Raw genomic sequence first — 21457 nt, 5'->3', positions numbered from 1 at the left:
ATTAACCAACATTTTCATCATATCATTTATAGGAGGAATATCTTATGTCTATCTTAAACGATTTCGCATTAACAGGAAAAACAGCTATTGTAACCGGCGGCGGTCGCGGGCTAGGCCGCGGTATGGCAGAAGGGTTAGCCGAAGCCGGCGCTACGGTATTGATCATCGGTTCGAGTTCCCGTGCCGAAAAAACGGCTGCCGAATGTCGGCAAAAAGGCCTTTCCATGCTGGCCTTACAAGGCAACTTACTCGATCAGGAACAGGTCCCAGTTATTTTCGAAAAGGCCCTGGCTGCCTTAGACGGCCGCATCGACATCCTGGTCAACAACGCCGGCATGCAGCGCCGTCACTTCTGTGAAGAATTCCCTCTCAGCGATTGGCATGACGTCCTGAACCTCAATTTAAACACGGTATTTCAACTGTGCCAGCTCGCCGGCCGCAAGATGCTGGCCCAAAAGTCCGGCAAGATCATCAACGTCGCCTCCATGCTGAGCTTCTTTGGCGGGTACACCGTCCCGGCTTATGCTGCCAGTAAAGGCGGTGTCGCCCAACTGACAAAAGCCCTGGCCAACGAATGGGCCGGTAAAGGGCTCAACATCAACGCCATCGCGCCGGGCTACATGGACACAGAAATGAACACCAAGCTGATTGAAGACGAAGTCCGTCAAAAGGAAATCTTAGACCGCATCCCGGCCAAACGCTGGGGCACCACCGATGATATGAAGGGCATTACGGTATTCCTGGCCAGTGCCGCTTCGAATTATTTAAACGGGGCCATCATCCCCGTCGACGGGGCTTATCTCGTCCGCTAGGGAGCCAAATCACCTGTCGATTCAGCCTTTATTTACAATACTAAATACGTTCGTCCTATGATTATTTTCCTCATCGGATGCCGCCAAATCCCTCCTTGACATAATTTGACATATGTCAGCTATCTAACTATAATAAATAGCGTAAAGGAGGGATTTTATGCCGAGACCACCGCGGTGCCGACGTGTTTGTTCACTGCCCGTTTCATCAGCCTTCGGACCGGTTGACCGACGTCAGTCGGACGATACGGTTGCCATGGGAATCGATGAATATGAAGTCATCCGACTCATCGACTGGGTCGGACTGACGCAGGAAGAGTGTGCAGCTCAGATCAATGTAGCTCGCACGACGGTGACCGGTATTTATAATTCAGCCCGCCACAAACTGGCCGACGCCCTCATTCATGGCAAAGACCTCGTCATCGAAGGCGGCCATATTCAAGTTTGTGAACGTTCCGGCTCGTGCCATCACGACTGCTGCCGTGCCGGAAAGAAAAGTTCAAAGGAGAATGATCCCAATGAGTGAAAATTGTACACACGACTGTTCCAGCTGCGGCAGCTCCTGCGCACAGCGCAACCAGCCTCAGAGCCTCCAGGCAGCGCCTCACGAAGGTTCTCACATCAAGCACGTCATTGCCGTCGTCAGCGGCAAAGGCGGCGTAGGTAAATCCTTGGTTACGTCCCTGATGGCTGTAGAAATGCAGCGCCGCGGCTTTAAAACTGCTATCCTCGACGCCGATATCACCGGCCCGTCTATCCCGAAAGTCTTCGGCTTGACCGGTCATGCCACGGGCAACGATGACGGCATCAACCCCGTTACGACCAAGACCGGTATCAAAGTCATGTCCATGAACCTGCTGTTGGAAGATGTCGCGGCTCCGGTCGTATGGCGCGGACCGGTCATTTCCGGCGCCGTTAAACAGTTCTGGACCGACGTCATCTGGGGCGACATCGACTACATGTTCGTCGACATGCCGCCGGGAACAGGAGATGTCCCCTTGACAGTCTTCCAGTCCTTACCCGTCGACGGCATCTTAGTCATCACGTCTCCTCAGGAACTCGTTTCCATGATCGTTGAAAAGGCCTTGAACATGTCGGAAATGATGCACGTTCCCGTCTTGGGCCTGATTGAAAACATGAGCTACTTCAAATGTCCCAGCTGCCAGGAAAAACACGAAATCTTCGGACACAGCCATGTCGAAGAATCGGCGCAGAAATATTCGATTCCTCATACGGCAAAACTGCCCATCGATCCGGAATTCGCAGCTCACTGCGATAAGGGCGATATCGAAGGTTATCCGGCCAGCTTCTTATCGGATACCGCTGCCTACCTCGACAGCGTTCTCGGTCAGTAAGCAAAAAAATGCTGCCGCAATATGAATTGCGGCAGCATTTTTTATGAAACGGCGGTGTAACCGAGCAAGATAAGCCTTGCTATCGTAGTCCGTTTTTATTTTGCGTTTTTCGTAGCGTCGACGCCAAGGGCACGCATGATACCGAAGAATACTTCCGTATTGTCCATGACACCTTTGAAGTATTCGGAACCCGGGCCTTCTGCATTCAACGGTACATCATCGGCTGCGTGAGTTTCATCACCAATGGTAGCAGGGATGTTGGCCGGAACGAGTTCCATGGGATCGCCTGCGTGGTGACGAGCCGGATTGCCTTTAGCAACGACGGTCGAAACCTGATGGTATTCGGTCTTATCGCCGGCAACCTGAGCTTCCTGCTTGGTAACCGTCTGGGAAATCGTCGGATAGGTCGGTTTCTGCTGGAAGTGGTAGTTTTCATAATATTCCGGATGGTTAGCATACTGAACAGCCAAGGTTACATCGGGATCCGGATTATCGGGGAAACCGTCGTGGTCGGCATCCTTGAAGGTCGGGAAGATGGAATCGGCATAGGTGCGGACAGCTTCAATGCCCTTCTTGCCGTCGTGTTCATGGTAGGTACCGGTAATGGAAGCACCGTGAGCATGGTCAGCAACGACGATGATCAAGGTATTATCGCCGTGTTCCTTATTCCATTTCTGAGCATATTCGATAGCCTTATCGAATTCGATCGTATCGTACGTAGCACGCTGCCAATCCATGGCATGGAGCTGTTTATCGATGGATGCGCCTTCGATCATAGCGAAGAAGCCCTTCGGATTCTTGCTGAGGATATCCAAGGATTTTTTCGTCATGTTGATGAGGTTCGGCTGATCCGTATATTTACCTAATACTTCAGGATTCTTGAGCATTTCACGATCGATATAAACGTTCATCGTGCTCGGATGGAAGAGGCCCAAGAGCGGTTTATTACTGTCGGCAGCCATCATTTCCTTCGAGTTCGTAACGAAGGTGTAGCCTTTATTTTTGAATTCCTGGATGACGTTTTCATTGTCATGGCGTTTGGAACCTTTTTCCGTCTGCGGAATGTAACGGCTGGAACCGCCGCCCATGATGACGTCCGGACGATGATAGTCTTCCAAGTACTGAGAAGCTAATAAATCCTGGTTAGCACGACGGCGCGTATGACCAATCATAGCGGCCGGCGTAGCATCTGTAGATTCAGCCTGAGTGATGACACCGATGGACATGCCGCGCGTACGCTTCAGGATTTCGGCAACGTTTTCAACGCGGGGATCATCCATAGGATCCTTTGTCGAGTCTTCATAAACGCCCATGGCGTTGACGACCGATTTATGACCCGTAGCATAAGCCGATGCCGAGTTAGCGCTGTCCGTCGTCAAGGAATCGTATCCGCTGGTCGTGATCAGTGCGTTATGGGGCATTTTTTCCATAGCCAAGAGATCGTTGTATTTCCCGTTGGTCAGGCCTTTGGAAATGATACGAGCCATTTCTCTAGCCTGCAGGGACATGCCGTCACCGACGAAGAGGATGACGTTTTTAGCCTGTTTCTGAGCTTTTTCCTGAACAACCGTATAGCGTGCATCGGCAGAATTGGTGCCGTCAGCATCGGTAGCCGAAACACGGACCGTATATTTACCGGTCTTCGGGAAATTTACCTGGTTGACACGATAAGAAACAACACCGTTGCCCAAATCTTTTCCTTCTACTTTCTGTCCGAAAAATTGATTGGCATTCTGACCATTAATCGTAATATCGACGTTCTTCAAGTCTTTCGCGTTAGAAACTTCAACATCAAAGTCGAATTTAGCACCTGCCAAGAATTTAGCCGTATCTACCGGTAAAATCCGGACATCGGCTGCCTGTACGCCCGGGACGACGCCCAACAGGGAACCACAAGCTACCATAGAAAGAATTGCTCTTTTTAACCATTGTCGTTTCATATCATGACCTCCTAAAAGACTACATTGATAAGAACAGTATAGGGGCCTTTTACATAGAAATTGTCAAATCCATGTATAATATTTGTATAAGTTAACTTTCTTTCGTAAAAAGGATGTGAACTATAATGATGTACAGTTGCTTCGATGTCGGCGGAACGGCAATCAAATTCGGCCTTATCGATGAAGAAGGCCGCTTCCACAAAAGAGGCCTCATCCCTTCCGGAGACGGCCCGGCCATCGTCGCTGCGGTCCGAAACCTTGTCCGACAGCAGCAGAAAGAAGTATCTCTTGCCGGCATCGCCCTGTCGACGGCAGGCATTGTAAACACCGAATCCGGCACGGTAGAGCACGCCCTCTCCATCCCCGGCTATACGGGAACGCAGTGGAAAACGATGTTAGAGGAAGAATTTAAACTCACGGTCAGCGTCGAAAACGATACCAACTGCGCCGCCCTTGGCGAATATTGGCTCGGAGCCGGAAAGGACGTCTCGTCTTTCTTTGCCGTAACCGTCGGCACCAGCATCGGCGGAGCCATCATCGAAGAAGGTCGGGTACTCCACGGCGCCACTCATGCTGCCGGAGAAATCGCCTATATGAGCCTCCCGACAGGCCGGTTCCACGACGTCGCCTCGGCGTCCTTTCTCTGCCGTGAAATCGCCAGCAAAAAAGGCATTCCTCCCAACGAAATGGACGGCTACCGGGCCTTCCAACTGATTGAAAGCGACGATGCTCAGGCCCTTCGCTGTTTTCATATCTTCTGTCAGAATCTGGCCGACGGCCTCACCAATATCATCAGTCTCTTCAATCCCGAACGAATCATCCTCGGCGGCGGCATCATGAACCGGGAATCCATCATCCGCCAGCCCCTTGAAGAGGCCCTGTCAGACCGTCTGCCGGAACGGATGCTTCCCCCAAAAGGCCTCGCCTTTGCAAGACTCCAAAACGACGCCGGCTTGTTAGGCGCTCTATATGTATTGAAAAATAAAAAATCAGCGCTCGGATAGATTCTTTCCGACAACAAAGAAGGTCAAGGGAACAAAGCACCTTGGCCTTCTTTTCATTACATATAATAGATTTTATTGTATCGGTTCGTTATAAACCAATTCACCGGCGACGACCGTCGATTTTACATGGAAGTCGTTGCTGTCCAAGACGACGATATCGGCCTGTTTGCCTGCTTCCAGAGAGCCGATCCGATCGTACACCCCGAGGGCTTTCGCCGGGTTGATGGTAGCCATAGCTACGACATCGGGAAGGGATGCCCCCGAATTGATAAGGAAATGGAGGACAACTTCGTTCATGGGGGCCACACTAGCAGCCAAAGTCCCGTCAGCCAATCGGGCTTCACCATTCTTTACAAAGACCTTCTGGCCGCCAAGACTCGATTCGCCGTCGCCTTGGAGACAGGCCCGCATCGAATCGGTGACCAAGATGAGTCCGTCGCGGGCTTTTATCTGATAGGCCAACTTCTGTGCCGCCGGGTGAACATGGAGGTCATCACAAATCAATTCACAGCAGGCGTTTTTATGGAGAAGAGCCGCTCCGACAAGGCCCGGTTCGCGGTGGCGGAAGGGCGTCATGGCATTATACAGATGGGTGACATGGCAGTCGCCGAGGGTGTCCATACAATCCATAGCCTGTTCAAAAGAAGCCCCCGAATGGCCGAGAGATACGACGATGCCCCGATCCTTACAAGCCTTTAAAAATTGCTTATTCTTTAACTGTTCCGGAGCCAAGGTAATGATTTTAATGATGTCCCCATAGGGTTCCAACCAGGAAAAATCCGGATCCTGTATACAGTCTTCGGACTGGGACCCCTTATAGAGGGGGCTTACAAAAGGGCCTTCCAGATGAGCGCCGAGGACCTGCGCCCCGCCGGTGTAATTTTCTTTTGCAGCTTTAATCCGTTTCAAAGCAGTTTCAATGACACCTTGTTCCATGGTCATCGTCGTCGCTGCAAAGGACGTAACGCCCGTCGCCGGCAGGGCCTGCTGAATCGTCGGCAAAGCCTGATCGTCGTCATCCATGACGTCGGCACCGGCACAGCCGTGAATATGTTCATTAATAAAGCCGGGGACGACAAAACCGCCGTTGGCATCGATGAATTCCGAGCACATGCCGGCTCTGAACTGCTTACGCGGAACGATGCGCCATATATCCTTTTCATACAGAATAACATGTCCGTTGACAATTTCATTCGGCAGGACAATCAGTCCGTCGAAAATTGCTTTCATAATAAATTCCTCCTAAAATCGTATTCACTATTTCCAGTATACCACAAACGTAAAATCTGTGGAAATTGTGGATATGTAAAGTGGATAACTTGTGAATAGGTCCGTAAATGGCGTTTTTATGCTTTGTCCTCCTGTGGATATCTTTCCACAATCTATCCACATATTGTGTGTAAATCTCCGAATCAACTTATCCACATTTCTACAGGAATTATACACATCACTTTGTTCATTTGTTCTCCCACGTACAATCGCTCAACCATGCCGTTATCGTTGTGTTTCCTCTGGGGATATATATTTATCCGCGCGACTTATCCACATTTCCCAACATCACTTGATATAAGTATCCACTGAAAAAAATCAGCGCAACTATGCGGATTCCAAAAAAATATCCACATTTCTGTCACTGTTGTACACAGAAAATGTGGATACATTGTGAATGCTTTTAAAGCTGTCTTATTCGACGGGACGGCTCCAATCGATGTGGACACCTGTCGCCCGCCACATATAACACATGGCCAATTTCAACGTTTCCAAGCTCGACGTCGGAACGGCACTGATGGTTTTATACTGCGAAAGGTCCGTATACTGATGCAGGACCCGCTCGGTCGTCAAATACTCCCGGGCGCGTTCGTTGACAGCTTCATCATTCAGATGAACGCCCAGCTCCTTCGTTTCCGTATTATACTCGATATACCCGTTGTTATTGTCACCGGTATGGGCGACGACTTTAAAAATTGCCATGGCTAAAACTCCTTTTTTACGTATCCTTCTCATGGGACATTTCCCACAAAAACCCTTTCATAATGGCCGTACGACCGAATCGCTGCTGCAGTTTATCGATGGCCTCGATGACTTTCTCCTTCGTTTCCTCGTCTTCGGAAAATAAATCGCCCTGGACTTGATACGGCTGAAGCTGGCTGACGGTGAGACCCAGCAGTCGGATTGGCTCATGTCCTTTATCCTTATTATACAATCTTTTTGCCGAAAAATATAATTGTTCTTCCGACGCCGTCCCCATATCGCTAAGAGTCAGCGACCGGGTAACGGTCTTAAAGGACGCATAGCGGATCTTGATCGTAATCGTCCGTCCCATGAGCCGGCTCTGACGCAGCCGCCAGGCCACTTCATTGGCTAAGAGGCGGAACTGTTCATCGACTTCAGAAGGCAGGGTCAAATCACGGCTGTACGTATGCTCATTTCCAACCGACTGAGGCCGCCGCCGTACCTCCAAAGGTCGCTTATCCTGACCGAGAGATAATCGGTAAATGCGCTCGGCCTGATTGCCTAAGAGGGGTTTTAAGGCCTCCGGGCTGGACGCCGAAATATCGCCGATCCTATGGTATCCGCCCTTCTTTAAAGCTTCTTCCGTCACCTTGCCGACGCCCCATAATCGACTGATCGGCAGCGGCGCCAATACCGCTTGTTCCGTCCCATAGGGAATCCAAACTAAGCCATCCGGTTTTCTTAAATCCGAAGCCAGTTTCGCTAAAAATTTATTGGGCGCAATCCCTGCCGAGGCGACGAGGCCCGTCGTCCGAAAAATCTCGTCTTTGACGGCTTTTCCGATATCGACGATATTGGGATAGTGGCGTTCCATGCCGGATACGTCCAAAAAAGCTTCATCCAGAGCCAAGGGTTCGATATAGGGAGAATAGTGAGATAAAATCAAGCGGATCTGATGCGACACCCGTCGATAGGCCGCCATCCGTACCGGTAAAAAGACGCCGTTCGGGCAGCGTCTCCGTGCCGCCTTCATGCTCATGGCCGAATGGATGCCATAGCGCCGCGCTTCATAGGATGCAGTTGCTACGACGCCGCGGTCCATAAGGCCGCCGACAACGACGGGCAGTCCCTTCAAGGCCGGATTGTCTCTTTGTTCAATAGACGCGTAAAACGCATCCATATCGACGTGCATAATCCATCGCGTTGCCATAAGCTCCCTCCTTTATACTCTCTATTATGATACACGAGAGACATCTTGTAAATACGGCGCTTCCCGGTACGGCTCGGCCGCAAGACTTTGGGACCGGTGCCGGAAATCAAATTTTCTGTAAAAATGGCGTCATTACGCTAATTAACGAGACTGCACATCATTGGATTTTCAATCCGTAATATGGTAAACTATAAGAATACTAAAGAGAGGTGAAATAGTATATTATGGATTTATTCCAATTGACATACTTCATCGAAGTCGCTCACAAAAAAAGCTTCACAAAGGCTTCAAAATCCCTGCACATCAGCCAGCCGTCTATCAGCAAGGGCATCAAGGCCCTGGAAGAACATTGGGGTGTGCAATTATTTGACCGCAAGGGTAAAAATGTAGAGCTGACGGAAACGGGTTCCTATTTGCTTCCTAAAATCGAAGAACTCATCAAGGGCTTTACCCAGTTGAATGAAGAAATGGAATCGCCGCAGCTCCTCAATTCCGGCAAGTTGTCCGTCGGGGTCCCGCCCATGATCGGGTCGTCTGTCATCGCGCCGTTTATCGCTCATTTCATCAATACCTATCCCAAAATCGAATTGGAAATGAAGGAAGTCGGCTCCCAAGACGTCGTCTCAGCCATCGACGATGGGCTCATCCAGGTCGGCTTCGTCGCCCTGCCGATTACGACGGAAATCCCTTATGAATTCTTCATTTTCCATGAAGAGCCTCTCGACGTCGTCCTCTGGCCGGATCATCCCCTGGCCTCCCGTCCGTCCCTGACCTTATCCGATATCAAAGACGAAACCTTCGTCTTCTATCCCAATGGATTTTCGCTGAATCCCTATCTGCGCTCGGCGTTTCAGGAAATCATGGCCCATCCGAAAATCGTCTGCCGTTCCAGCAACTGGGACTTCCTGGCCCAGATGGTATCGGGCAAACTGGGCATTTCCCTCATGCCGCACACCATTTGTCAGCGCATTTCGCCGGATCTTGCTGTATCCGTTCCCTTGGTCAAACCACACCTGTACTGGACGCTGGCCCTCATTTGGAAAAGCAAGGGATACCTCTCCCATCCGTCCCGGACCTGGGTCCAGTCCTTTAAAGAGTATTTCAAAGATGCCAGTACGATGATTCAAAATGAAGCTGCCGACCAGCCTTTCCTGTCGGACACGCCTAGTGAAGACTAAGCTGTCTGCCGTAAATATCAATAAAGAAAGCATTGCCTGCGGGCAATGCTTTCTTTATGCCCAAAAGACTTACATCAAGTGGTGTTTTAAGGCATAATCTACAAGCTCTGACTTCGTCTTACAATTGAGCTTTTGCATAAGCCTCGTTTTATACGTCGACACGGTCTTTACCGAAAGGTGCAGCGTATCCCCGATAGACGACAGCGAATGGCCGTGTACTAAGGCAACGAGGACTTCCTGCTCCCGTTCCGACAAGGTCGGCATATCTTTTTTCTCTGCTAAGACACCGTTAAGGAGACTCCGGGCTTCGCGTTCACTTAGATAACGCTCGCCGGAAGCGACGGCACGAAGGCCTTTAAAGAGCTCTGCATCAAGGGTATCTTTGCACAAGTACCCGTCAGCACCGAGCTGCATCAATTCAGTCACGTACTCCTGCTCGCTGTACATGGTAAGGACCAGGACCTTCACTGCATAATGGCGGCGACGGATTTCCCGTAAACAGTCGATGCCGTTCATGACCGGCATCGATAGATCAAGAAGGACGACATCGACGTCTGTCTCTTCCAGTATATCGAGGACTTCTTGTCCGTTAGAGGCCTCGGCAACGACCTTGCAGTCGTCCTGCGAAGCTAACAATAATTTGAGGCCCGTCCGCAAAATGCGGTGGTCATCAGCCAATAGTATGTTCATCTTCTATCTCCTCACTCAGATGTAACGGCAGCATTATGGTCAGGGTCGTTCCCTTCCCCGGTCGGCCGTCGATATAAAAAGTGCCATTCAACACGTCAGTCCGTTCCTGCATGCTGACCAGCCCTAAATGATTATCAAGCCGTGCCTGCTCAGCCCGGGCGGCACTGAAACCGACGCCGTCATCGGCAATACGTAAAGACAAGGACGACGGCAGAATGTTCAGTTCAATCGTCACTGTATGAGCTTGGGCATGGCGAGCGATGTTGGTCAGCCCTTCCTGCACCATGCGGTAACAAAATAAAGCAACTGGCCGCGACACTTTAGCAATATCGCCGTCATGACAGAAAGACACGGAAAGATTCGGCTGGGTCTGCCGATACGTATCGAGATATTTTTCAATGGCTACGATGAGGCCTAAATCGTCGAGGAGCGGCGGATGGAGGTTGACCGCCAAATGGCGCAGGCTTTCCAGAGTCTCTCTCGTCAATTCACGGACACCGGTCACCAATTCCCGCACGTCGGGACTTTCAGTCCGGTCCTGAATGAGCCGCAGGTAGGCTAAGATCGATACCATAGACTGACTCGTTTCATCGTGGAGCTCTCGTGAAATACGGCGCCGTTCATCTTCACGAGCCGAAAACAGCTGATCGATGAGCCAAACTCGATTCTTCTCCTTTTCCCGAAGGGCCGTCAAAAGTTTCGAGTTTTCCCGATCCTTGACCGACAGACGGTTGCTCATGACATTGAAAGCCTTAGCCAACTGACCGACATCGTCTTTCGTTTCGACGGAAACGCGAACATTGTAATTCCCGCGGCCGATTTGACGAATGGCTTTCGCCAAAGCTTGAACGGGGCGCAGAAAAGCCCGGGCATATCGCGTAGCCAAAGCAGAGGCCACCAGACAGATTGCCAGGATAATCAGCATCGTCTCGACAAAGCGCTTCCACATGAGCTGCATCATGGGCCGCTCGGACAGACCGACTCGAAAATATCCGACTAAACCGCCGTCGATGGGAACGAGAATTTCTCGGATATAGCCTTCGGTGCTGTCAAAAGTCACTGCCTGCCCGACGCCTTCCATAGTCATATCCCGCCGTTCCGGAAGGCCCTTCGGCAGTCCGTCCGTAAAAGTACTGGCCAGAATACGTCCGTCCGGATAGGTCACCAGAATGTAGCGGACCTGGTCGTTCGTCTTTTGAGCATGGAGCAGCTGCTCGGTCATATCAAAACGGTCGTCGACGAGGATGTCATTGCTGACGACCTGTCCGATGGACACGGCCAGTTCCTTCCCGGATGCCTCGAGTTCATGGCTCATGTACTCACTCGTCGAATAGAGGAACAGCGACGCCGTCAGCAGTCCGCAGATAAAAATCGTGCCGACGATGAGGGCATTAAATTTTACGTATAACGTGTAGTTTCTCATCTTACGTTCCTGCCAATCGTTTTTGTGCCTGATACTGCTGTTTGAACGCTTCATAGGCCTCAGAATCCGGCGGAATAAACCGGTCGATGACGATGTTCTTCATGGCCTTGGCTAAATCCGCATCTTCATGCATCGTATAAAAGATATGGCGGAGCTCTTCTTTTTCCGCCGGATCCAAATCACTGCGGACGACGATCGGTCCGGTCGGCGCTTCCGGCAAGGCGTCAATGATGCGTACTTCCTTGGAAAGGGCCGGATTGGTATCCGCCATGAGCTCATAAATTTGGCTGTCGATACCGGCTGCATCGGCCAGATGATTGGCAACAGACCACAGTGATTTGTCATGACCATGGGTATAGAAAAAGCGGTTGAAAAAGATTTCCGGCGTCGTTCCATCTCGGGCCAGCAAAAATTTAATGGCCAAACAGCCTGAATAGCTCAAAGGGTCCGTAAAAGCAAAAACCTTGCCCCGAAGCTGACTAAAATCATGGATATCGCTGTCAGCCGCCGTGATGATATACGTTTGGTAATGGGACGTGCCATTGGTCTCGGTCATCGCCAACAGTTCGATTGGAACCTGCCCCTGATAGGCAGCATAAGCGCCTGTCGAGGAAAAGGCAATATCGGCGTCGCCGTTGGCCAAGAGGGCATTCAGTTCCTCATAGGTCCGGCGCTGGATGAGAACAGCCGGCCGCTGCTGCTTTTGAGCAATATAAGTAACGATCTGCTGATACACCTGCCTCGTTTCCCTCGGCGACATGACCGACGCAAAGGCGATGCGAAGCGGTTTTACACCGGACTGCTCTACAGCCGGGCGAGTGCCCTCAGGCTGCGTAAAGTCGATATAGCCCTGAGGATGGGCGCAGGCCGCACTGAAAAGACAGGCTAAGGTCAGCAGCATCATAGAAATAACCCGTTTCATAATGCCTCCCCTGCATACAATTTATATCATTTATTATACCCTGAATCGGCCCGGCTGAGTAGGGTTTTACAATCTGCCGCAAGGCTATGCGAAAAAAAGGCGCTGTCCCCTGGGACAACGCCTTCATCATTAGTCTTCTTTCGGTTTTGCATTCCAAACGAGGAGAGCCAGCAGCGTCGAGACGACGGCTGCACCGACCCAAAATTCCGTAGCCAGTCCGAAGTCATAGACTTTAACGCCATTGACGACGGTGATGGTCATGAGTTTCCCCGTAATGAATTCCTGCAGGGCCGCGCCGGCATAGCTGAGGAGACCGATCATCCCCATAGCCGCACCGGTAACGCGTTTGGGCACGATATCGACAGCCATGAGACCGCCCATGTAGCAAACCAAAGCCCCCATGGTGAAGCCGTAGAAGGTCATGCACAGCATATCCATAGTAAAGGACTGCGGTGCCCAGAGGAAGCCTGCAATGGACAGGGAATAGAAGATCCCATATAACAAGGCCGGCATATTGCGCTTGTGATTGAAGAACTTGTCTGAAATAACACCGCACAAGAGCGCCCCGAAGATACCGGCCACCTGCATATAAGCCATGACGCCGGCAGCCCCCATCATATCATAGCCCTTCTGCGACGTCAGATAAACGACGCCCCAGCTTTCAATGGCATAGCGGGCAATATAGACACAGAGTGAGGAAAGACCGAGAATCCAAACGGCAGGATTCTTGACGACGGCATTCCACTGCATGGTGCCGACTGATTTTTCTTTTTCCGCATCGATCTGTTCCTGCGTCTTTTCTCCGTAATAGACGGCGCCGTTCGGCAGTCCCTGCGTTTCCGGACGGTCGCTCATACCGAAGTAAATGAAGGCCGTCCCAATAAGGGAGATGATGCCGGCCGCAATGAAGCCCATAGACCAGTTGTACATGGAAACGATGGCAGCAATGGCAAAGTAAGCGAAAGATGAGCCTAGGTTGTGACTCGTAAACCAGATGCCATACAAGGTTCCGCGCTGTTTATTGCTGAACCACTGATTCAGGGAGACAATGGACGGACCGGCACCATAAGACTGGAACCAGCCATTAAGACCCCACAAGACGGCTAAGGGAACGAAGGAATTGACAAGCCCCATGCCGACCATAGTGAGTGAAGAAATGAACAAGCCAAAGGAAAAGAATCGCTTGTTATTCATGCGGTCTGCCAGGAAACTGTTGGTAAATTTCCCAAGACCGTAGGTTACGAAGAATACCGAGCCGATGATCCCGATTTCCGTCGGCGTAACGATCCCCGATGCCAGAAGCGGCTTCTTAATAACCGAATAACTCTGGCGGATGATGTAATAAAAAGCATATCCGATTGTGATGGAAGCAAATACGCGCCAACGCATGGCGTTAAACTTTTTCTTGATGGCCTCGCCATCCGTCATTGGTACGGCGTCCGGTGCCGTTCTGAAAAAGTTCCAGATTAAATTGAGCATAAAAAAAACTCCTTCCGTTGCATGAATCCGAATAATGATAAATCCGTATGGTACGGCTTTATTATAATAAACAAATTCTAACAACGGTAGCAGAAAAATTCTGATTTTTCTGTAGGAGTTTTTCTTACACTACATGATGCGCTTCGCGCCTACGTATCGGGCAGACCAGTAACTGCTGTCCATATCAGATACGCTGACTCCGTCACTGGCAGCATTGATAAACTGATGGTTGCCGATATAGATTCCGACGTGAGAAATTCCGGCCTCATAGGTCGAGAAGAAGACCAAGTCACCGGGTTCTAAATTGGCCATGGATACCGATTCACCGACGTCATACTGCTCATCCGCGGCCCGGGGCAGGTCGATACCGGCTGCCGAATAGACATAGCGCGTAAAGCCGGAGCAGTCGAAGCCCGACGGCGTCGAGCCGCCAAAGACGTAAGGAACGCCGATATACTGATTGGCAATGTCGAGAATATGGGTTGCTTCCGAACTGGCAATACGGGGTACACCGTTATAGCCGCCGTTGCCGAAACGGCGTATGGGACCTGTCGGAAGCTGCTGCCCCGTCAAGGCATAAAAGGTCGACGGACCGACGATACCGTCCGTTTCAAGTCCATGGTCGCCTTGATAAGAACGGACAGCCCGTTCTGTGCCGGCGCCAAAAATACCGTCTACATCGACATTGTATCCGGCATTTACCAGAGCCTGTTGAATAAGGAGGATTTCATTGTCTGCCGTCGCCTTGGTAACAAAGGCTGAAGCGACAGCATCATTTTCCGGCATAGATGAACCGGTGAGCGCTGCATACGTCGCAGCTCCGACGATTCCATCGGAATCCAGGCCCTGGTCCTCCTGGAACTTCCGGACAGCAGCCTGCGTCGAGACCCCGTAATCACCGTCAGCAGCGACGGCATAGCCTCTACTGGACAGTGCCTGCTGGATGGTGACAATCTGGTCGCCTCGGTCACCGGGATGGAAGGTGGCGCCGACGACCGATACGGAAGTCAGGACGCAGAATCCCAGTGCGGCTGCTATTTTCTTTGTCGTATTCATCGAATACCCCTTTCTCCGCTTTGTAAAATATACGTTTATTATACCAGTTTTTTCTCTTTTTTAGTAGATTTCAGGTTAATCTTTATCGTGAATACGAAAAAAAGACTTCACAACCGAGTTGTGAAGTCTCTTAAGGATCGAAGGTGAATTAGAACTTACCGGCCTTGGCAGCGCCTTCAACAGCAACAGCAACGGCGACGGAAGCACCGACCATGGGGTTGTTGCCCATGCCCAGGAAGCCCATCATTTCAACGTGAGCCGGAACCGACGAAGAACCGGCGAACTGAGCGTCACTGTGCATACGGCCCATGGTATCGGTCATGCCGTACGAAGCAGGGCCTGCACCCATGTTGTCCGGATGGAGGGTACGGCCTGTACCACCGCCGGAAGCAACGGAGAAGTATTTTTTACCCATTTCGATACATTCTTTTTTGTAAGTACCGGCAACGGGATGCTGGAAACGGGTCGGGTTGGTCGAGTTGCCCGTAATGGAAACGTCAACGCCTTCGTGGTGCATAATGGAAACGCCTTCGCGGACGTCGTCAGCCCCGAAGCAGCGGACATTAGCCCGTTCACTCTTGGAATACGGTACTTCACGAACGATGTTCAATTCGCCGGTCTTGTAGTCGAACTGGGTCTGAACATAGGTGAAGCCGTTGATGCGGGAAATGATCTGCGCTGCATCTTTGCCAAGACCGTTCAAGATAACGCGAAGGGGTACCTTGCGGGCTTTATTGGCGTTGCGGACGATACCGATAGCGCCTTCAGCAGCGGCAAAGGATTCATGGCCGGCGAGGAAGCAGAAACACTTCGTTTCATCCTGAAGGAGCATGGCAGCCAGGTTGCCGTGGCCGCGGCCGACTTTACGGTCTTCCGCAACCGAGCCGGGGATACAGAAGGACTGGAGACCGATACCGATAGCTTTGGCAGCTTCTACAGCCGTCCGCGCATTGGTTTTAATGGCAATAGCGGCACCGACGGTGTAAGCCCAGCCGGCGTTTTCAAAGGCAATAGGCTGTACGTCTTTGACGATTTTATAAGGATCCAAACCGGCAGCTGCACAGATATCGCGGCATTCTTCAACACTGCCGATACCGTATTCTTTCAGTACGCCGAGGATTTTATCGATTCTTCTGTCGTAGCTTTCAAATAATTCCATTGTTTTGCCCTCCTATTGCTGTCTCGGATCGATGTACGAAGCTGCTTCTTCAAAGCGGCCATAATGACCTTTAGCATCTTCCATAGCTTTAGCCGGTTCAATGCCTTTTTTAATGGCTTCCATCATTTTTCCGAGGTGGATGAATTCATAGCCGATGACCTGATTTTCTTCATCAAGGGCCATGCGGGTGACATAGCCTTCGGTCATTTCGAGGTAACGAGTGCCTTTCGCTTTCGTACCGAACATGGTGCCGGTCTGGCTGCGAAGGCCTTTGCCGAGGTCATCGAGGCTGGCGCCAATCGGGAGACCGCCTTCAGAAAATGCCGTCTGTGTGCGGCCGTATACGATCTGGAGGAAAAGCTGGCGCATAGCTACGTTAATAGCGTCACATACTAAGTCCGTATTAAGGGCTTCGAGAAGGGTCTTGCCCGGGAGGATTTCCGAAGCCATGGCTGCAGAATGAGTCATGCCGGAACAGCCGATCGTTTCGACGAGGGCTTCTTCGATAATGCCGTCTTTGACATTGAGGGTCAGCTTACAGGCACCCTGCTGAGGGGCACACCAGCCTACACCGTGTGTCAAACCGCTGACATCTTTAATTTCCTTTACTTGTACCCATTCGCCTTCTTCCGGAATCGGTGCTGGTCCATGATATGCTCCCTTTGTGACAGGACACATATTCTTAACTTCTGTTGAATACAACATGTTCTCTTCACCCTTTCAAAATCTATGAAATAAACGGCAGCAAGTATACGACTCAATCTTTCAACTGGTCATATATCTGTGTAAACAAAGCGCGGTACATGCTGCCCTTGCGCCACAAGAATGAAAATGCGTGCATAACGGAAAAGTCCGTAATGGCGATGCGTCTGAGCCTTCCCTCAGCCAGTTCCTTTTGAACTGATTTTTCATATAAGAATGCAATACCGCAGTCGCGGCAGGCCAGCCCTTTTACAGCGGACAGGCTGCCCACTTCATAGCGGGACGGAAAATGCTCCAGGGTGTACCCTTTTTCCGCCAACTTCCGTTCTAAGATCCGCCGGACACCGGCATGGCGTTCGCCGATGATGAGACGATGGTGCATAAGATCCGACAAGGTCATTTCGACGGGCGTATCGTACCCGTCCGAACAGACGGCAACGATGGGTTCCGTAGAAAATAAAAGCGAATCGTAATGCCCTTGATCAAACGAACTTTCGACAATGGCAAAATCAATGTTTCCCTTATCTAAGGACTGGAGCAGTTTATCGGCATCGGCAATTTCCATATGAAGATTCATGTCTCCATTCTGCTTGAGAATGAGTGACAATTTATCGAGAATTCCCATGCCGGCTGTTGGCGTCGCGCCAAAAGACAAGGAGCGGTTATGCTGCTGCAAGTCATGCAGATGCTCTTTTAAAAGCGTATCATCATGACTAATAGCCGTCGCAGCATTCCAGAGAATGTGCCCGGCTTGTGTCAACTGCAGATGTTTCCCCTTGTAACTAAAAAGTTTGGCCCCGTATTCGCGTTCTAAATATCGAATATGCTGAGAAACGGCAGGCTGCGTAATATGGAGTTCAGCGGCAGCCCGGGTATAATTCATGTGACGGCAAACGCACAAAAATGTATGGATACGAAAATCTAACATGGCACCCTTTCCTTTCTTTGCGTTTTCCATAAGATAATTTTATGATATTTCAGTCGTTTTATCAAGAACAAAGTGGGCAATTTCCGTATACTGATGGGACGACATCGTTCCCAATGGAACGTATTCTCAACAAGGGCCTGCCAAATCACCGCTTCCCTCTACTCTTGTTTTTTTCATATCCAAACGATCCTTAGCCGTACCCCTATTAATAGATGTAATATATATTAACTATAATCGATAACAACAAAATATATCTTATTAATAATGATTATTGTATAATAGAAATAAAAAAAACTGTTATTTCAAGGAAAGGTACCCGATATGACAACAGAACAATATATGAATATGATTCGTAACAATCCTTATGTCATTGGGCGAATCGAAAATCCAACAGAAGAAATGCAGCTTCTGGCCGTACAGTTAAACGGCCAGGCTCTCCAATATATTACCAATCCTTCGCCTGCCGTCCAGGAAGCAGCCATTGCCAACACGGCCCGGGCGATCCAGTTTATCGACAATCCCTCAGAAGACATCAAACTTCAAGCCGTACGCGCCGGCTGGAACAATTTAAGCTACCTCGAAAATCCGTCGCAGGAACTCATCGACGCCGCCTTAGACCAGTCCGGCTGGGCCATTAAATACATCAAAGATGCCGGCCACGATTTGCAGCTCCGCGCCGTCAACAAAAACTACGACGCCGTCAAATACATCAAAGATCCGGCAGAAGACGTCCAACTGGCCGCCGTCCGAGGCAACTACGAAGCCCTTCGCTACATCGAAAATCCGACGGACGAAGCAAAGGACCTGGCCATCGTCGAAGATGCCCAAGCCCTGCGGCTCATCCGCAATTTGGGGAAAGAAGATTTTCTCCACTACCTGGGCCTCAACGTCCTGGTCAGTAAATACATCCCCAAAGATATCAGCCTCACGCCGGATGACTGGCGCGATACCCTCAAGGCTATCCTCGCCCAAGAAGACGTATCCGAAGAATACGTCCGCAACTTCATTACCTGCAGCGCCGTCGACTTATCGCCTGTCGACAAGGTACTCCTCGTCGATGACTATGGCAGCCCAAAGGCCCGACGCATTACTGTAGATGAAAAATTGACCATGAAATAGGAGTAACGACATGAACTTTACAGATACCTATAAAAGCGTAGAACTCGTTCTCACTGCCGGTGAAGTTCCCCTTCTCGTCGGTGAAACGGGTATCGGCAAGACCTCCCTTGCCCGCGAACTGGCCCGTCGTCACGACTGGAGCCTCGTCGGAATCGACGGAAACTTATTAAAAGAAGGGGAAATCGGCGGCCTTCCGACCGTCGAAAATGGAACGACGGTCTACGCCGTCCATCATAAACTTCGTACCATCGACGAAGAAATCGCTAAGGGCAAAACGGTCCTCTTGTTCATCGATGAAATCAATCGCTGCGACCACGCCGTCCAGCAAGAATTGATGAACCTCATCTTGAACCGCGAAATCAACGGATACGCCCTGTCGCCGTCGGTCCACATCATCGCCGCCATGAACCCCTCCGATGCCTACGACTATGAAGTCGTCGAAATGGACGCCGCCCAAGAGAACCGCTTCGTTTGGCTGTACATGGAGCCCGATTACCTGCAGTGGCTCGATTGGGCCTCGTCGGCCGGCATTGAAGAAAAGGTCATGGAATTCATTTCCACCTATCCGGAGTACCTCGATAAGACCAACGAAGACGATATCAACGCCACCCCTCGCAGCTATGAACGAATTTCAAAGCTCTACACCATCTATAAAAATGATTCCGGCAGCATTCCAAAATCCGTCTTCCACAACGTCATCCGCGGCAACGTCGGAAAACTCATCGCCGAAGAATTCATCCAATTCGTCAACTCCGATGCCTCTCCCCTCATCACCTATAATGACGTATTCAGCGGCGAAACCCTGGCTCCGGAATTGAGCGGCCGCGTTGCCGGCGAAAGCCATACCCGCCTCTACCTTACGGCCAAAAACGTCCTAAAACAATTAGACTACCACCTTTCCCAAGACAGCGACAATCAGGCCTTATTATCGCGCTTCGTCGCCTTCCTTTCCCTCTATCCCGTCGATCTTCGTTTAGGTGTCATGAAAGACATGAAAGCCGCCAACCCCAAAGTCTATGCCTGCGCTTTGGATAACGCCGACTTCATCGACAGTTACTTTGCGGCCTTTCGCTCCCTGCGGTAAAACGGATGAAACAGTCCATTTCCGTTGAAGCCACTCTCCTCTACCAGCAGGCATCGATAATCGCCGACAATATTCTCCAAGATTCGGTCCGGCCCGATCCGGAAGCGGAGATACCGGCTGATTTTCAAAATGAATTTTTCGCCTTCCTGGGCCGCATCAACGGCCACCTCATGGAAGACAAGGATAATTTTTTCGGATACTTTCTCTTCCAGATGACAAAGAGTATCCGCTTCGATTTGGCGTCCCCGACAGGTGTCAACTTTAAGGGCACCCGCTATCAAATCTACTTCAATCCCCTCCTGTTCCTGACTCTGTCGCCGGAACAGATGGAAAGCACCATCAAGCACGAAATCCTTCACATCGTCTCCCTGCACCTCATCCGAGCCAAGGAACTGCGAGAAAACTACAGCAAGCAAGCCATCACCCTGGCCATGGACGTCGTCGTCAATACCTACCTCGACCATCTGCCGCCTTTTTCGACGACCTTGGAATGGGTCAACACCAATTTTTCCCTCCTCCTAAAGCCCTTCGAAAGTCTGGAATATTACGTCGATAAGATTCAGACCGCCCTGGACATACGGACAGAGAACAAAAATCTGCCGGAACCGGAAAGTGATGCTGACGAAACCGTCGCCGTCTCCTATAACCCCATTACGACCCACGAACTTTGGGATGAAAGCGATCCCGTCGACGATGAAACCTTGAAAAAGTTCACGGAAAAATACGTCGATGCCTCGTCAAAGGGCGACCTCTCCAACTATTTAGAGAGCATGATAAAGGCTTTAAAAGACAACAAAGACAGCCTTCCCTGGCACTGGTACCTGAAAAAACTGATCGGTTCGGTTACCAGCAGTTGGAAACGGACGCCCATGCGACGCAACCGCCGCCAGCCGGACCGCCTCGATCTGCCGGGCAAGCTGCGCTCTCATACGGCAAAAATCCTCGTCGGCCTTGACATCAGCGGCAGCATCACCGACGCCGAATTCCGCCAGGCCATCGGTGAAGTCCTGCAGCTCGTCCGTTGCTACGACCATGAAATCATCGTCGCCGAATGCGACGACCAGATTCGCCGGACCTATCGCATCCGCGACCTCGAAGACGTGAAAGGCCGCCTGGACATTCGCGGCGGCACCGCCTATTCACCGGTCTTCGACTATGCCAACACCCAAAACATCGACCTCTTGGTCTACTTCACGGACGGCAAAGGAGAAGAAAAACTTCAAACATCACCGCGAGGCTATAAAGTCCTCTGGGTCCTCTCAGGCCACGGTGAAACCCTCTCCTTAAAGAACCCCTATGGCCTTGTAAAACGCTTGTCCAAGCTCCCTGACTACGACCCCAGCCTCGACTTCGACGACGTCCGAGGCGGAGGTTTCTCCATGGCCAACCAAGAACACACGAGTAAGCTCTAATATCCACATTACAAAGAAAGACCGCACGCGTGGG

The 21457-nt window shown here is 50.8% G+C and carries 20 protein-coding genes; 8 read left to right on the top strand and 12 right to left on the bottom strand.

The annotated features are described in order from the left end of the window. The first annotated feature begins 44 nt into the window (after nucleotides 1-44). The 3 genes from TX77_RS11800 to TX77_RS11790 all read left to right on the top strand — a co-directional run bounded on the left by TX77_RS11800 (nucleotide 45) and on the right by TX77_RS11790 (nucleotide 2164). Nucleotides 45-812 carry an SDR family NAD(P)-dependent oxidoreductase gene (locus TX77_RS11800; protein ID WP_044505287.1) on the top strand — a complete coding sequence of 256 codons (768 nt, stop codon included), beginning with the start codon at nucleotides 45-47 and terminating at the stop codon, nucleotides 810-812. Between the two features lie 157 nt (nucleotides 813-969). Continuing rightward, the gene (locus TX77_RS11795; protein WP_044505286.1) at nucleotides 970-1335 is read left to right on the top strand and encodes a DUF134 domain-containing protein; all 366 of its coding nucleotides are present in this window, start codon (nucleotides 970-972) and stop codon (nucleotides 1333-1335) included. Next, a complete protein-coding gene (locus TX77_RS11790) occupies nucleotides 1328-2164 on the top strand; it encodes an Mrp/NBP35 family ATP-binding protein (protein ID WP_044505285.1) in 837 nt (278 codons plus the stop codon). The genes TX77_RS11795 and TX77_RS11790 overlap by 8 nt, the downstream gene beginning before the upstream one ends. A gap of 95 nt (nucleotides 2165-2259) precedes the next feature. On the opposite strand, the gene TX77_RS11785 is transcribed toward TX77_RS11790, so the two are convergent. After that, nucleotides 2260-4104: an alkaline phosphatase gene (locus TX77_RS11785; RefSeq protein ID WP_176698869.1), complete on the bottom strand. Its 1845-nt coding sequence runs from the start codon at nucleotides 4102-4104 to the stop codon at nucleotides 2260-2262. Between the two features lie 125 nt (nucleotides 4105-4229). Here TX77_RS11785 and TX77_RS11780 point away from each other — a divergent pair, with 125 nt between their 5' ends. Beyond that, nucleotides 4230-5108 carry an ROK family protein gene (locus tag TX77_RS11780; protein ID WP_044505284.1) on the top strand — a complete coding sequence of 293 codons (879 nt, stop codon included), beginning with the start codon at nucleotides 4230-4232 and terminating at the stop codon, nucleotides 5106-5108. Nucleotides 5109-5180: 72 nt separating this feature from the next. Here the strand turns inward: TX77_RS11780 and nagA are convergent, their stop codons facing one another. From nagA to dinB, 3 genes are all read right to left on the bottom strand, one after another. Continuing rightward, a complete protein-coding gene (gene nagA / locus TX77_RS11775; RefSeq protein WP_044505283.1) occupies nucleotides 5181-6338 on the bottom strand; it encodes an N-acetylglucosamine-6-phosphate deacetylase in 1158 nt (385 codons plus the stop codon). 453 nt (nucleotides 6339-6791) lie between these two features. Then, nucleotides 6792-7079 carry a hypothetical protein gene (locus TX77_RS11770; protein ID WP_044505282.1) on the bottom strand — a complete coding sequence of 96 codons (288 nt, stop codon included), beginning with the start codon at nucleotides 7077-7079 and terminating at the stop codon, nucleotides 6792-6794. Between the two features lie 16 nt (nucleotides 7080-7095). Next, nucleotides 7096-8271: a DNA polymerase IV gene (gene dinB, locus TX77_RS11765; protein WP_044505281.1), complete on the bottom strand. Its 1176-nt coding sequence runs from the start codon at nucleotides 8269-8271 to the stop codon at nucleotides 7096-7098. A 224-nt stretch (nucleotides 8272-8495) separates the two neighbouring features. Here dinB and TX77_RS11760 point away from each other — a divergent pair, with 224 nt between their 5' ends. Then, nucleotides 8496-9449, top strand: a complete 954-nt coding sequence (locus tag TX77_RS11760) for a LysR substrate-binding domain-containing protein (RefSeq protein WP_044505280.1) — start codon at nucleotides 8496-8498, stop codon at nucleotides 9447-9449. Nucleotides 9450-9518: 69 nt separating this feature from the next. On the opposite strand, the gene TX77_RS11755 is transcribed toward TX77_RS11760, so the two are convergent. The 8 genes from TX77_RS11755 to TX77_RS11720 all read right to left on the bottom strand — a co-directional run bounded on the left by TX77_RS11755 (nucleotide 9519) and on the right by TX77_RS11720 (nucleotide 17808). Further along, nucleotides 9519-10139, bottom strand: coding sequence for a response regulator transcription factor (locus TX77_RS11755; protein ID WP_044505279.1), 621 nt, complete (start codon nucleotides 10137-10139; stop codon nucleotides 9519-9521). Continuing rightward, nucleotides 10120-11562 carry a HAMP domain-containing sensor histidine kinase gene (locus TX77_RS11750; protein WP_044505278.1) on the bottom strand — a complete coding sequence of 481 codons (1443 nt, stop codon included), beginning with the start codon at nucleotides 11560-11562 and terminating at the stop codon, nucleotides 10120-10122. Before TX77_RS11750 ends, TX77_RS11755 begins: the two co-directional genes overlap by 20 nt. 1 nt (nucleotide 11563) lies before the next feature. Continuing rightward, nucleotides 11564-12484, bottom strand: coding sequence for a substrate-binding domain-containing protein (locus TX77_RS11745; RefSeq protein WP_044505277.1), 921 nt, complete (start codon nucleotides 12482-12484; stop codon nucleotides 11564-11566). A gap of 129 nt (nucleotides 12485-12613) precedes the next feature. Next, nucleotides 12614-13963: an MFS transporter gene (locus tag TX77_RS11740; RefSeq protein ID WP_044505276.1), complete on the bottom strand. Its 1350-nt coding sequence runs from the start codon at nucleotides 13961-13963 to the stop codon at nucleotides 12614-12616. A 129-nt stretch (nucleotides 13964-14092) separates the two neighbouring features. Further along, nucleotides 14093-15019, bottom strand: a complete 927-nt coding sequence (locus TX77_RS11735; protein WP_044505275.1) for a C40 family peptidase — start codon at nucleotides 15017-15019, stop codon at nucleotides 14093-14095. A 148-nt stretch (nucleotides 15020-15167) separates the two neighbouring features. Then, nucleotides 15168-16178: a GGGtGRT protein gene (locus TX77_RS11730; protein ID WP_044505274.1), complete on the bottom strand. Its 1011-nt coding sequence runs from the start codon at nucleotides 16176-16178 to the stop codon at nucleotides 15168-15170. A gap of 12 nt (nucleotides 16179-16190) precedes the next feature. Beyond that, entirely contained in the window at nucleotides 16191-16883 is a 693-nt protein-coding gene (locus tag TX77_RS11725) for an iron-sulfur cluster assembly scaffold protein (RefSeq protein WP_044505273.1), read from the bottom strand. Between the two features lie 52 nt (nucleotides 16884-16935). After that, entirely contained in the window at nucleotides 16936-17808 is an 873-nt protein-coding gene (locus TX77_RS11720; protein ID WP_044505272.1) for a LysR family transcriptional regulator, read from the bottom strand. A gap of 321 nt (nucleotides 17809-18129) precedes the next feature. Here TX77_RS11720 and TX77_RS11715 point away from each other — a divergent pair, with 321 nt between their 5' ends. The 3 genes from TX77_RS11715 to TX77_RS11705 are packed head-to-tail and all read left to right on the top strand — an operon-like array spanning nucleotide 18130 to nucleotide 21423. Then, nucleotides 18130-18927, top strand: a complete 798-nt coding sequence (locus TX77_RS11715) for a hypothetical protein (RefSeq protein WP_044505271.1) — start codon at nucleotides 18130-18132, stop codon at nucleotides 18925-18927. 10 nt (nucleotides 18928-18937) lie between these two features. Next, on the top strand, nucleotides 18938-20011 hold the full coding sequence (locus TX77_RS11710; protein WP_044505270.1) for an ATP-binding protein: 1074 nt from the start codon (nucleotides 18938-18940) through the stop codon (nucleotides 20009-20011). Between the two features lie 5 nt (nucleotides 20012-20016). Then, nucleotides 20017-21423: a vWA domain-containing protein gene (locus tag TX77_RS11705; RefSeq protein WP_044505269.1), complete on the top strand. Its 1407-nt coding sequence runs from the start codon at nucleotides 20017-20019 to the stop codon at nucleotides 21421-21423. Nucleotides 21424-21457 lie beyond the last annotated feature (34 nt).

It is taken from the genome of Megasphaera massiliensis (genome assembly GCF_000455225.1).
Classification (GTDB): domain Bacteria; phylum Bacillota; class Negativicutes; order Veillonellales; family Megasphaeraceae; genus Megasphaera; species Megasphaera massiliensis.
The sequence above is the reverse complement of the archived record's forward strand: the minus strand, read 5'-3'. Positions and strand labels throughout refer to the sequence as shown.